14 protein-coding genes are annotated in these 13,312 nt (G+C 38.8%); 10 read left to right on the forward strand and 4 right to left on the reverse strand.

The features are described from left to right. Positions 1 to 23: 23 nt before the first annotated feature. Positions 24 to 722, reverse strand: coding sequence for an amino acid racemase (locus MHB41_RS05940; RefSeq protein WP_340898920.1), 699 nt, complete (start codon positions 720 to 722; stop codon positions 24 to 26). Positions 723 to 900: 178 nt separating this feature from the next. On the opposite strand from MHB41_RS05940, the gene MHB41_RS05945 reads away from it, so the two are divergent. Beyond that, positions 901 to 1,425, forward strand: coding sequence for a DinB family protein (locus tag MHB41_RS05945; protein ID WP_340898916.1), 525 nt, complete (start codon positions 901 to 903; stop codon positions 1,423 to 1,425). Between the two features lie 4 nt (positions 1,426 to 1,429). On the opposite strand, the gene MHB41_RS05950 is transcribed toward MHB41_RS05945, so the two are convergent. After that, the gene (locus MHB41_RS05950; protein ID WP_340898912.1) at positions 1,430 to 1,993 is read right to left on the reverse strand and encodes a GNAT family protein; all 564 of its coding nucleotides are present in this window, start codon (positions 1,991 to 1,993) and stop codon (positions 1,430 to 1,432) included. 16 nt (positions 1,994 to 2,009) lie between these two features. Then, positions 2,010 to 2,915: a LysR family transcriptional regulator gene (locus MHB41_RS05955; protein ID WP_340898910.1), complete on the reverse strand. Its 906-nt coding sequence runs from the start codon at positions 2,913 to 2,915 to the stop codon at positions 2,010 to 2,012. 112 nt (positions 2,916 to 3,027) lie between these two features. On the opposite strand from MHB41_RS05955, the gene MHB41_RS05960 reads away from it, so the two are divergent. The 4 genes from MHB41_RS05960 (at position 3,028) to MHB41_RS05975 (ending at position 6,944) form a co-directional block, all read left to right on the forward strand. Next, positions 3,028 to 4,182 carry an MFS transporter gene (locus MHB41_RS05960; protein WP_046310631.1) on the forward strand — a complete coding sequence of 385 codons (1,155 nt, stop codon included), beginning with the start codon at positions 3,028 to 3,030 and terminating at the stop codon, positions 4,180 to 4,182. Positions 4,183 to 4,223: 41 nt separating this feature from the next. Then, complete coding sequence (locus tag MHB41_RS05965) at positions 4,224 to 4,643, forward strand: GNAT family N-acetyltransferase (RefSeq protein ID WP_061109712.1); 420 nt, start codon at positions 4,224 to 4,226, stop codon at positions 4,641 to 4,643. Positions 4,644 to 4,772: 129 nt separating this feature from the next. Beyond that, a complete protein-coding gene (locus MHB41_RS05970; protein WP_061109713.1) occupies positions 4,773 to 5,906 on the forward strand; it encodes a Rap family tetratricopeptide repeat protein in 1,134 nt (377 codons plus the stop codon). 582 nt (positions 5,907 to 6,488) lie between these two features. Further along, the gene (locus MHB41_RS05975; protein ID WP_061109715.1) at positions 6,489 to 6,944 is read left to right on the forward strand and encodes a GyrI-like domain-containing protein; all 456 of its coding nucleotides are present in this window, start codon (positions 6,489 to 6,491) and stop codon (positions 6,942 to 6,944) included. 55 nt (positions 6,945 to 6,999) lie between these two features. On the opposite strand, the gene MHB41_RS05980 is transcribed toward MHB41_RS05975, so the two are convergent. Beyond that, on the reverse strand, positions 7,000 to 7,347 hold the full coding sequence (locus MHB41_RS05980; protein WP_217008545.1) for a hypothetical protein: 348 nt from the start codon (positions 7,345 to 7,347) through the stop codon (positions 7,000 to 7,002). 141 nt (positions 7,348 to 7,488) lie between these two features. Between MHB41_RS05980 and MHB41_RS05985 the strand changes: the two genes are divergently transcribed. The 5 genes from MHB41_RS05985 to hag (MHB41_RS06005) all read left to right on the forward strand — a co-directional run bounded on the left by MHB41_RS05985 (position 7,489) and on the right by hag (MHB41_RS06005) (position 13,302). Next, positions 7,489 to 8,100: a GlsB/YeaQ/YmgE family stress response membrane protein gene (locus MHB41_RS05985; protein WP_024426765.1), complete on the forward strand. Its 612-nt coding sequence runs from the start codon at positions 7,489 to 7,491 to the stop codon at positions 8,098 to 8,100. Between the two features lie 172 nt (positions 8,101 to 8,272). Further along, entirely contained in the window at positions 8,273 to 9,454 is a 1,182-nt protein-coding gene (gene alr, locus MHB41_RS05990; RefSeq protein ID WP_046310657.1) for an alanine racemase, read from the forward strand. 118 nt (positions 9,455 to 9,572) lie between these two features. Then, positions 9,573 to 11,123 carry a kelch repeat-containing protein gene (locus MHB41_RS05995; RefSeq protein WP_061109717.1) on the forward strand — a complete coding sequence of 517 codons (1,551 nt, stop codon included), beginning with the start codon at positions 9,573 to 9,575 and terminating at the stop codon, positions 11,121 to 11,123. Positions 11,124 to 11,354: 231 nt separating this feature from the next. Next, a complete protein-coding gene (hag, locus tag MHB41_RS06000) occupies positions 11,355 to 12,194 on the forward strand; it encodes a flagellin Hag (RefSeq protein WP_025093448.1) in 840 nt (279 codons plus the stop codon). A 286-nt stretch (positions 12,195 to 12,480) separates the two neighbouring features. Then, the gene (gene hag, locus MHB41_RS06005) at positions 12,481 to 13,302 is read left to right on the forward strand and encodes a flagellin Hag (RefSeq protein ID WP_025093449.1); all 822 of its coding nucleotides are present in this window, start codon (positions 12,481 to 12,483) and stop codon (positions 13,300 to 13,302) included. The last annotated feature ends 10 nt before the right edge of the window (positions 13,303 to 13,312 follow it).

Genomic DNA, 13,312 nt, shown 5'->3' on the forward strand with positions numbered 1-13,312 from the left:
GTTATCCCCTTATATGACGTTCTTTAAATGTTTAGTTTTTCAAGCTCATACACTAATTTTACAGCCTCTTTCGCCAAAATGACAGTAGGGTCAATCACTTTCACATCTTTAGTTGACCTTAGGACTAAGGGGATTTCTGTACAGCCGGCAATGATGGCTTCTGCTCCTTGATTGATTAAAATTTCTGCAGCTAACGCCAATTCACTTCCGCCTTTACTTAATTTTCCTGCTTTCACTGCATATATCCCATTCATCACGTTTTTCTGAAGATTTTCACTAGGAGTCATGACGTCAATCTTGTGATGAGCACAAGCCTTTTGATAGAGCTGGGTTTTTAATGTTCCATCAGTACATAGTAAGCCCACAGATGTATAGTGATGTTTGTTTAGGTAATTTGCGGTTTCTAATGGCATGTTCATAATAGGGATATGAGTGGAATGTCGTACGTTTTCTAAAAAGAAGTGTGCGGTATTGCATGCAATAAGAATAAAGTCCGCTCCGGCACGTTCTAATCTCTTTACTGATTCAATCATATATTCTGTAGGATCGTCGCCTTTCCCAAAAATTGCAGTGGTTCTATCAGGAATTTTAGGGAAATTATCAGCAATCACATGTAAATGATCCTGATCTTTAATAGTTGGTGTATGTGAAATGATTTTTTTCATCAGATCAATCGTTGCTAAAGGACCCATCCCGCCCATAATACCAATCGTTATAGACATAGATATCACCACATTTCATTTTTTTCTATTATAAAAAAAGAAAGCATGGTAATCGTTATAGAAAAGTTCTATTTGTATATAGAAGGTTGATGAAAAGCGCATTTATCTGTCTTAAAGTATGAGTTGCATCCTATTCAAAAAACATTAGAATAAAGAAAATTGATAAAGGAGCAGCCATATGAATTTCAATTTGAATGAAGCTTTGGATATGTTGAGTCGAACTCCTCACATGTTAGAAAGTCTTTTGTCCGGTTTATCGAATGATTGGCTTCACAGCCGTGAAGGAGAGGGAACATGGAATCCAGTTGAAGTCATTGAACATTTGATTGAAGCAGAGAAATTCAATTGGATTCCTCGATTAAATGTGATTCTTGCTGATGGAGAGAATACACCATTTCCTGCGTTTGACCGCTACTCTCATTTGAATCAATCTGAAAGACAGATAGAACAAGCACTATCTGAGTTTCATCATGTGCGGATGGAGAATGTGGCATACATTCAGCGCATGACACATTCAGGCCTTGATTTAGAGAAAAAGGGCGTCCATCCGGAGTTTGGGGTCGTGCAAGTGAGCGAATTACTTTCTGCGTGGGTTGTCCATGACTTCACACATATGTCCCAGATTGTTCGGGTCATGGCGAAACGATATCGAACCGATGTGGGTCCATGGAGCGCTTATTTAGGAATTTTGAATAGGAAATAAATGTTTAATGACGCTTAGCGGCCCACTCAGATTGAAGAATGGCATATTGATATTCATCGACCCAATGTCCCTTCGACATATAATTTTGCAGCAAATGTCCTTCGCGTCTCATTTCTAAACGTTCCAGCACTCGAATGGATTTTTCGTTGCGCATATCTGTAAAGGCGATGATTTTATGTTTGTTCAATGTCATAAAAATATATTGGAAGATTGAACTGAGAGCTTCGTGAATATAGCCCATTCCTTGGTATTCAGGCGCGAGGGTAAAACCTATTTCAACGATTCTAGGTTCACTGTCAAGTGTATGGATGGCGCAATCTCCTATCAGCTGATTGGACTCAGATAAGGCAATAGCGTATTGAAACCACGTCCCCGGTTGATTAGGTTTTTGTGTCATTTGATGTTGAACAAATGATTCAGCATCTTCGTACGTGTAGTTTTCCCAAGATTGAAATTTTGCAATAGAAGGATTTGCTCGATATTGATAAAATGCTTCAATATCCTGTCTATCAAATTGACGAATAACAACCCGGTTTGTTCTTGTAAATATGCTGTTTGCATTCTTCATGTGTTAACCTCACTTTTTAGTTAGTTCTTGATTTGAAAAAGTCTATCAGCCATTCAGATAGCTGCTGTTGTGCTTTGCTGACAAATCGATCTGCATAATAAATTAATTCCAAGTGCCGGACAGGTGCTGGATCAGCAATAGGAATCGAAACAATATTAGGCCATATCGAATGTTGCTTTAGTAATCCTCTTGGCTGAATGGTTGCACCGATGCCGGCTTCAACCAGCTGCAATAGCGAAAACGCGGACCCAACCTCCATGGCAGTGTCCAGTTCAACACCCTGTTCTTTACATACGTCATCTACTAAATCCCTTCCTAGATATCCCTTCGGATACATGACCAACGCACGGTGAGTCAGCTCTTTTAATGACACTTCGCTCTTTTGGGCCAAATCACTTTCTGAATGAACAAATAATTCGTAAGGCTCACTTCCAAGTGGAATTTGAACGAGACGCTTATCCGCAGGCCCTCGCAGTCCGATGCCGAGATCCACTTTATGCGAAAGGACTTCTTCACGAACGAAGATATTTGAATATGCCTTTAGATTGGTTTCTGGATAAAGAGTTTTAAATTCTACAAATAGTGGCACCAGCTGAAAATCAAGATCTGAAGGGAGTACTGCGAGACGAACGGTTCCTCGTTTTTCCGATAATAGTTCTTTCATCGCATTTTTTGCATCTCTTTCAGCTTGAAGCATTTTCACGCCATATTGATAAAGCAGCGAACCAGCTTCGGTAGCAACGACCTTTTTGCCGATTCGATCAAAGAGCGGCATCCCAACTTCTGCTTCAAGCAGTCGAATTTGCTGGCTAAGTGTAGGCTGTGATATACCTAGCTGCTCAGCGGCTTTTGTAAAATGCAAATGGTTGAATACAGCCATAAAATAGGTAATATGCCGGGTATCCATATGTCCACCTTTCATAAATGATAGTCTTTTCCTATCATCATAATACGATTTATTGTATTGATCAATGAATGCGGCAGATTTATACTCAAAGTAACCTTAACAAGATGAGAGAGAAAGAAGGGTATTGATGAAAAAAATATATTATTTAGCCGCTTTATTTTTAGCCGCTTTAAACTTACGTCCGATCATTACTTCCGTGGCTTCCATGATGAGCATGATCCAATCAGAGCTTGGAGTAAACGCACTGACAGCAAGCCTTTTGACCACTTTGCCTGTCCTTTGTATGGGAATATTTGCTCCCGTTGCAACGATACTCAGCCGGCGTTTTGGTTTAGAGAGAACGCTGTTTTTCTCGATTCTTCTTATCACGATTGCCACTGCACTGCGTGGTACTAGCCAATCGGTTGCTATCCTGCTCATGACTGCGTTTGCTGGAGGGGTAGGGATTAGCTTCGCAGGTCCTTTATTGTCTAGTTTTATTAAAAAATATTTCCCGAGAAATCCTGGTATTGTCAGTGTGTATTCAATTTCGATGACAATAGGTGCAGCGCTCGCTTCCGGTTTCACGATTCCGATTTATCTACGCAGTCAGCATCATCTTCCATTTGCATTGTCCTGCTGGGCTATTCTAGGGGTGATCGCCCTTATTCTATGGATAGGTTTAGCTCGCAAAAATGAGCAGAGTGATCTTGTAACGTTGCCGTTAAAATTGCCGCTACGAAACAAAAAGGCCATTCAATTCACCTTGTTCTTTGGCTTTATGTCCAGTATGTTTTATTCTTTGACGGCATGGATTTCACCGATTGCTCTTAGTTTTGGAAACAGTCCGCAATATGCTGCCATGCTCTTGACCATATTTACACTCATTCAGATTCCGGTGGCACTACTCGTTCCAGCGGTCGTTACTCGGTTAGGAAAACCGAAATTATTTCTCATCTTATGCAGTCTGTCTGAACTCATTGGCCTTATCTTTCTTCTTCTGCCAATGCCGATCTTGCCAGCCGTCATTTTCCTAGGTATGGGTGCCGGGGGGTTATTTCCTTTAGCGCTTATGCTCCCGATTATGGAGACGAGTACTCCGGAGGAAGCCGGAACCTGGTCTGCGATGTCGCAGATGGGCGGGTACATCGTGGGTGGATTCGGTCCGTTTTTCATTGGCTTGGTTTTCGATTTAAGCGGACATTTTTATGCTTCCATTGTGGCAATGCTTGTCATCGTCTCGTTAATGATTGGCGTTCAGTTATCAATGAAACTTGGTAGAAAAGAAGAAGTGTCGAGTTAAATGATGCAGCTTCACATTTCAATATAAACGGGGGAATTCTATTGCTCATTCGAGAAGCAAAAACGATCGATTATCCACAATTAAGACAAATCTATTTAGAATCCCGGCGCCAGAGCTTTCACTGGCTCAATCCAGAAGAACTCCATCTGCAAGATTTTGATCAAGATACGCAGGAAGAGCAAATTTTCTTAGCTGAGGAGAACAATAAAATCCTTGGATTCATTTCTCTATATGTACCAGATCGTTTTATTCACCTTTTGTTTGTACATCCAGAAGCTGCTGGTCAAGGGGCTGGCGATCTGCTGCTCAAACAAGCGATAAAAGTTTTAGGAACACCGGTCACCCTCAAATGTGTCTCCGACAATCACAAAGCTTTATCTTTTTATCAAAAAAAAGGGTGGAAGGCTGTTGTGGGAGAAGGAGAACCTGGGGCGGAATACTGGGTGCTTATTTATGAATAGAAGTCATTTTATTTTATCAATTTCACGGCCCTTTATTGGGCCTTTTTGCGGTTTCTTTTCGGTGTCGATTGGTACATAAAATGATAATATATGTCATTATAGGGAAAATAGAGGAAGAGGTAAGGGCTGATGGAGAAAGTGCTTTCTTCTCACGTCGGTTTGAAAATCAATGAATGGTATTATCATATTCAAAGATTTAACGTACCGGACGCCGAAGCATATAAAGAGGAAATCAAATCAATGCTTGATCATATGGAAGAAAATCAAGATTTATTATTGTATTTCTCACTCATGGAGTTCAGACATAAATTAATGCTTGATTACTTCAATCCTTTAGAAAATGGGAAAGAGCGGGCCAACTTCAAGGAACTCGCAATGAAGATCAAAAGAGACCAAGAGAAATTAACAGGATTGCTCGAGTATTATTTCGATTTTTTCTTCGGCATGTATGAATTTGAAAACTATGAATACCTAAATGCGATTACCTTCTATAAACGGGCAGAAAAAAAGCTGTCTCTTGTCAGTGACGATATCGAACGGGCCGAGTTCAATTACAAGATGGCTGAAATCTATTACCACATGAAACAAACCCACATGTCCATGCACCATATCGCTCAGGCGATAGAATGCTATCGAGAAAAAGAGACATACACAGTAAGAGAAATACAATGTTCTTTTGTGATCGGATTAAACTATATAGATATGGGCTGCCCCGAAAAAGCAATACCCCATTTTCAACACGCACTAGAAAAAGCCGCCGACAACTCAACAAAACGATTAAAAGGATCAGCACTCTATAATTTAGGGTTGAGTTATTTTCATCATAATGAAATAGCCCAAGCAATTATACATTTTAATGACTCAATTCGAGCATTTAGAGAGCAGGGATACGAACATTTAAATAGAATCTTAGACCCGCTCATTATGTTGTCCAAAGCCTATTTCAAAAAGAAAGAAAAGGATTTAGGTAAGTATGCTTTAAATAACGGCATAGAACTATCTGAAAAGCTGAAAGACCATGTGCTGTTATTGATATTCAAATTTTTAAGATCACTATATGTTGACAACAATTTTGAGCAGTTGGAAAAAATAATGGAATCGCTAGAAATAAAGTCAATGTATCCTGATCTTGAAGATTTAGCAAAAGATGCTGCAAAATATTATAATGAAATGGGAGATAAAGACAATGCGATGCATTTCTATGAAAAGATTCTTTATTTCCAAACTCAAGTGAAGCGGGGGGACTGTCAGTATGAAATTTAAAACGTTATCAATAGTATTTGTGATGATCAGTGTCATCAGTATTGTTGGTTATTTTAAGACTGAATATATGCTATGAATAAAGAATATTTTTTCCATAGAAAAGATATTGAGGAGGAAGTAAAGTGACAATGTTAAAATCAACATTATTTCGAAGGATTTTCATTATATCTTTTGCTTTAACCTTTATGATTAGCCTGTTCAATATGGCTGTGTTTCCAGGGACGCCAGCGTCTTATTATGTTGGTCTGGTTTGTAAAATGTTGTTTATCAGTTTGTTAAATGGTATGTTTTTCGGAACAATCATCTATTTGATTGGCGTCTTTCTCGGTGTTAAGTCTTCAAAGGAAAATCAATAACAATTGAGCGGCTATAGTCCGCACTTTTTTATTTGAAAAAATTTGATATCTAATGAAGAGAAAATGAGATTACTTCATGTACGATCTAGATCGCAAATCCTACATATGTATTTTCCATCATGCATTACATTATTTTTAATATCCTACTGCATTATATTTTAAAGGATGTTACCGTTGTTTGTAAGGAATGATTGGCCAGTCTTCCAATAAAAATTGGAGGGAAATCATGAATTACAAAATTGAAATGTTAACGAATATGAAAATGGTGTATATGAGAAATATCGGATCATATGGCAGCAAAGAGAATTTTGAGATGATGAAGAGATTTAAAAAATGGATTAAGCAACATCATTTAAATGATGAATTAAAGGAATATGGTATATATGGTGTTCCTCAAGATGATCCTGGAAAAATTCCATCAGAAAAATGCAGATACGATCTCATGCTTATGACAAATAGAGATTTCTCAAAAGATCAAATGGTTCAGACTGGTCATTTTGAAGGAGGAAAGTATGCTGTGTTCACGGTGACACATACAATCGAAAAAGTGAATTTGTTTTGGAGACAATTGCCTCAAATGATCCAAAACAATCGATTAAACATGCGTCAGGCCCCTATAATGGAAAGGTATAGAGAAGAAGGCGAAGATAAGGTGTGTGAATTCTTACTGCCTATCTTTTAAACACTTGATCAAACTGCAATGAAAACAGACCTCATATGGTCTGTTTTCATGAGTATTAAATGTTTAAATATTTTAGGACTCGTTCCTTTAAATATCGGTATTGATCCTCATTCGTATCTTGAAATGCTTCTTCTCGATTTGAAGGGACATCCATATAAACGATTTCCTCAGAGAATTGTGAAGAAGTAAAGTCGATTCTTGTTCCATTCACTACGTTGTAAAAGTGCCATCCGTTGGGTAATGCGGTTTTGTTTATTTTTCCGTCTAAAAGATCATGGACGACTAAAGAAGTGACGCCGCATTGTCCATTGGCCGGGTTGTCTTCACTCCATTTTGAACTAGATTGAGAGGACCAGGCTTTATAAAGAGCATCAATGATTTCGTCTGTCGTGTAGAGGTTCATCATAAAAATCCTTTCTATTTAAAAGCGAAATGAATATAGTGTCTGTTTAGTCTATAATAGATTTTTTTTTCGATCAAAATCCAGATGCTATACTTGATTAAACCAATATAACAATGAGGGTCATGACAGGAGGAGCATGGAGTGATATTCATCATAGGCATTGTAATCGCTTTTATTGTTGCTATTTTAGGCTTTACTATTTTCGTAGATGTAGGTAATGGGCTGGGAACGGTTTTTAGCATCATCGGTGCAATGGTCATTTTATGGATAGCGGGTAGGCTGCAAAGGCAAAAAGAAAAGAATGATCCAAATATATTATTAGATAAAATGATGATGCTTTTTCAAGAAGACGGGTTTCAGGCTTCCACATACATCTTTTCACAAAATGTTGATAAAGGCTTTGCGATTGATGATGAGCGAAAGGTAATACGCTTTATTACACATCAACCTGGCCGCTCATCTCGAAAATTCAGGTTTGAAGTCACTGAGCTTTCCTTGAAAGAGTTGAAGCAAGTTGACATGTTAGAAGATGGTGTACCGATTGAACAATCTGTTGAGAGTGATAATAATGAAGAGATCTCGACACTTGAATTGAGATTAACTATGAATGATCAGGAATCATCAACGATTACGCTCACCTTTCTGACATTTGATGTGCCTGTTCGTAAGAGCACTGCCGAATATTTGACTGAACGAGAAAATCTGAAGGAGATTTATCATGAAATTGATTCAATGATGAAATCTGCGGTTTAATAAATGACTGTTCATAAAGAAGAAATCACAGTTTGAGGTGGTTTCTTTTTTTATGTCCATCAAGACAAAAGCTGGTTCAATCATTGCGGTTGAATGTTTTTCTCAAAAATGAATAAAGATAGACTAGACACGAAAACGATCATTGATATCGAAATGACTGGAGGAAACATACATGCAAAAGCTTTGCAGGGAAGTCTGGATCGAGGTCAATCTTGACGCGATTAAAAGAAATATCGAAGCCATTCAAGCGCATATTCCAAGGAAAAGCAAGATCATGGCTGTCGTAAAGGCAAATGCTTATGGACACGGCTCAGTTGAAGTAGCGCGGCAGGCACTAGAAAGCGGTGCGACAGAGCTTGCGGTTGCCAGCTTGGAAGAAGGTATTGTATTGCGGAGAGCAAAAATTGAAGCACCGATTCTGGTCCTTGGATTTACCCCGCTCGACTGTGTGAAAAGGGCTGCAGCCTGGAGAATTGATCTCTCCGGCCTTCGAGAAGACTGGATTGTTCAAGCAAATGAGATCTTAGCGGAAGAAGAAAGTCAGCATCGCCTTGGGATTCATGTCAATGTTGACACAGGGATGGGACGATTAGGTGTACGGACAAAGGAAGAGCTGTTAGAGGTGGTGGAGGCGCTTGAAAAGAGTGAAAACCTGAGGTGGGATGGAATATTTACGCATTTCTCCACTGCGGATGAGCCTGACCCTGATTTCACACTAATGCAGCACAGCATTTTTATTGATTTTCTTCGTTTCTTAAAAAAAGAAGGCATTACTTTGCCCACTGTACATATGAACAATACAGCGGCTGCCATCGCATTTCCTGAATTTAGCGCAGATATGATACGGCTAGGCATCGGACTTTATGGACTGTATCCTTCGCAATACATTGAGAGTTTAGATGCTGTTAAGCTAGAGCCCGCTCTCAGTTTAAAAGCAAGGATTGCATTCGTGAAGGAAATGGTGACAAAGCCAAGGACCGTCAGCTATGGGGCAACCTATGTAGCAAAACCTGATGAAGTTATAGCAACCATACCAATCGGTTATGCAGATGGGTACTCACGAGCATTATCCAATCGAGGATTTATGCTTTTCCGTGGAAAACGAATGCCGATTGCTGGCCGCGTCACCATGGATATGACGATGATCAGTTTAGGAGAAATGAAAGCAAAGCAAGGCGAAGAAGTCGTCATATATGGTCGTCAAAAGGGCGGAGAAATTTCTGTCGATGAAATCGCCGAAATGCTCAATACGATCAACTACGAAGTCATCGCCACCTTAAGCCGGCGCGTCCCAAGATTTTATCGTCGCGGCGGAAAGATTATTAAAATATCAACGCCGGTGATGTATGTGTGAGGGTAAATAACAGGTGCGATTTGAGGATATTTGTTCTGGTGTACAATGATAAAAATTAAATTTTATTACAAATATGTCGATAAAAGGAGGGATATTTAAGATATGGAGGAAAGAAACGATGAAAAAAGGTTTATTTTTAGTGCTTTTGACTATTTTTATGATGGTCACAATTCATCCGTTAAAAGCTCATGCAGCTGAGACAAATGGGTGGACGAAGCGGGCGGACTTACCGGAAGAGAGACTTCATTCTAGTTCCGCAGTAGTAGATGGGAAGATTTTTGTTTTCGGGGGAAGTAGTGAAAAATCATATAGTAATAAAAATACCTACATGTATGATCCTCACAAAAATGAGTGGAGCTCAAAAGCTGATATGCCAAGAGAAAGAACAGATAGTACGGCAGTGGCGATAGGTAAAAAAGTATATGTTATTGGAGGAGCATATCAAGATAGTACAAATACGATTGATATTTACGATGCAGAGTTAGATACATGGGCAGAAACACCAATTAATATTCCATACTTAGCTGTAACAAAAGGTGATATAAGTGCGAGTGTTTTAAATGATAAGATTTATATTCTTGCAACGAATAAAAGCCCTTATCAAGAACATAATTTTTATAGTTATGATACAAAAACGGATAAATGGGAACAATTAAAAATGTTTCCTCAGCAATTTACGGGAATGTCTATGTCAGAAGTTATTAACAATAAAATTTATGTTACAGGTGGGGAAAGAACAGTAAGTAATCACAAAAACGCCCATGTATATGAATATAGCATTGAAACAAATAAATGGGTGCAAACAAAATCACAATTAAAGTTTTATCAACTAGGGGCTGCATTTACAACATATCAGGGGAAATTGTTTATGGCTGGCGGTCAGTATGACGATGACAAGTCTAGCATAATCTCACCTTATACACAATATTATGATGTTAAGTCTAATTCTGTGAAAAAAAGTATAAGCAAATTGCCTGAAGCTAGAGTGGGGTCAAGTGCTGTAACACTTGATGATACGATATATATCATAGGTGGAAGAAATTTTCAGGAATATTTTCATTCAAAATCGATTAAAAGTGATTACAAATCAGTGATATCTATTTCATTAAAAGATTTGCAAATTGCTGAAGGTGAAACAAAGCCAGGTGATGGCACAACGGAAGAACCAAAAGATCAGGACGGGACAAAGCCTGGTGATGGTTCAACCGAAGAACCAAAAGATCAGGACGGGACAAAGCCGGATGATGGTTCAACCGAAGAACCAAAAGATCAGGACGGGACAAAGCCTGGTGATGGTTCAACCGAAGAACCGAAAGATCAGGACGGAACGAAGCCAGGTGACGGCACAACCGAAGAACCAAAAGATCAAGACGGAACAAAGCCTGGTGATGGTACAACTGAAGAACCAAAAGATCAGGACGGGACAAAACCTGGTGAAGAAGCAGCAAAAGGTATACTTTCAATTACCATGATAAACGGGCTGCAAAAGGATTATTTGCTTTCAATGAAAGAAATCAACGATTTTCTAAACTGGTATAAAGAGAGAAGTTTTGGAATTGGCATGAACTTCTATGAAATCAATGATGAACACAATAAAGGTCCTTTCACAAGTAAGAAGGATTACGTTGTGTACCAAAATATCTTAATGTTTGATATCAAGCAATACTGATATTCATAAATTGTAAAGCTGCTGATAAGAGATCAGCAGCTTTTATTTTTATAGAATTCTCAAAGTTAGGATTAACATCATGATAAAAATGCGATATTTTTTTAAAAATCTGCTAAACATCCTATAATCACGTCCGATAATAGAATTGTCAGGGTTGATAAGCCCTAGAATAAAGGACTTTTTTCAGACAAGGACGTCTGTCAGGTCCCACATACATGGAGGTAATAGGAAATGAGAATTAACCACAATATCGCAGCACTTAACACATTAAACCGTTTGTCTGCAAACAACGCTTCAAGCCAAAAGAACATGGAGAAACTTTCTTCTGGTCTTAAAATCAACCGTGCAGGAGATGACGCAGCAGGTCTTGCGATTTCTGAAAAAATGCGTGGACAAATCCGCGGATTAGAAATGGCATCTAAAAACGCACAAGACGGTATCTCTCTTATCCAAACAGCTGAAGGTGCATTGACTGAAACTCACTCAATCCTTCAACGTGTTCGTGAACTAACTGTTCAAGCGGGTAACACTGGTACGCAAGATGCAACTACAGATCTTAAAGCGATCCAAGATGAGATCGACAACCTTTTAGATGAAGTAGATGGTATCTCTAATCGTACAGCATTCAACGGTAAAAAATTACTTGATGGCACAGCAACAGATGGATTTACTTTCCAAATTGGTGCTAACAAAACTCAACAATTAACTGTTAATATTGGTAACATGAGTACTGCTGCTGCTGGTCTTGATATGTTGAAAGCAGATTATGATGTAACAACTGCTACAGCTGCTAATACAGATGCTTTATTAGACAAAGTAGATGCTGCAATCAATAAAGTATCTACTGAGCGTGGTAAACTTGGTGCAGTCCAAAACCGTCTAGAGCACACAATCAACAACCTTGGTGCTTCTGGTGAAAACTTAACAGCTGCTGAGTCTCGTATCCGTGACGTTGACATGGCGAAAGAAATGAGTGAGTTCACTAAGAACAACATTCTTTCTCAAGCGTCTCAAGCAATGCTTGCACAAGCGAACCAACAGCCACAAAACGTACTTCAATTACTACGTTAATGACAGGCCCCTTTATGGGGCTTTTTTTTATGTTTTTTTCTTCGCGTTTTCTCCAGTCTTATGATTCTTAAACCCCTGTTATAAATCATGAAAAATGACCTTTAAATTTGGAATACTCTAGCGAAACGACCATAGTGAATGAGACTTTATCCTTATTTATTCCTTTTTTGTTAAACATATTCCATAAATGTTCGATAAATGGATTGTAAGGCTTACAAAAAAATTCTAATTTAGAACTTTTGGATAAGGACGTCCAATTGGTTCAAACACATGGAGGTCATTTAACATGAGAATTAACCACAATATCGCAGCACTTAACACACTGAACCGTTTGTCTGCCAACAATGGTGCAGGGCAAAAGAACATGGAGAAGCTTTCTTCTGGACTTCGTATCAACCGTGCAGGAGATGACGCAGCAGGTCTTGCGATCTCTGAAAAAATGCGTGGACAAATCCGTGGATTAGAAATGGCGTCTAAAAACGCACAAGATGGCATTTCGCTTATTCAAACAGCTGAAGGTGCATTAACTGAAACACATGCGATTCTTCAACGTATGCGTGAATTAACAGTTCAAGCAGGTAACGTTGGGACTCAACAAACAGAAGATTTAACAGCTATTCAAGAAGAACTTACTGCTTTGGTTGATGAAATTGATGGTATTTCTCAGCGTACAGCATTTAACGGAAAGAATCTGTTGGATGGTAGCGTTGAAGAAGGATTCCAATTTCAAATTGGCGCAAACATTGAGCAAAATATCAACGTACAGATTGGCAAAATGGATGCAGAAACTTTAACTGTAAAAGATATTGTAGTTAATGAAGAAGGCTTTAACTTTGACACCGAAGTAGCAAAAATCGACGCAGCAATCGGCGCTGTATCTAAACAGCGTTCAGCTCTTGGTGCAGTCCAAAACCGTCTAGAGCACACAATCAACAACCTTGGTGCTTCTGCTGAAAACTTAACAGCAGCTGAGTCTCGTATTCGTGACGTTGACATGGCAAAAGAAATGAGTGAGTTCACAAAGAACAACATTCTTTCTCAAGCATCTCAAGCAATGTTAGCGCAAGCAAACCAGCAGCCACAAAACGTACTTCAATTATTACGTTAATGAAAAAGCC

This window comes from Bacillus sp. FSL H7-0578 (genome assembly GCF_038630855.1).
Classification (GTDB): Bacteria; Bacillota; Bacilli; order Bacillales; family Bacillaceae; genus Bacillus; species Bacillus safensis.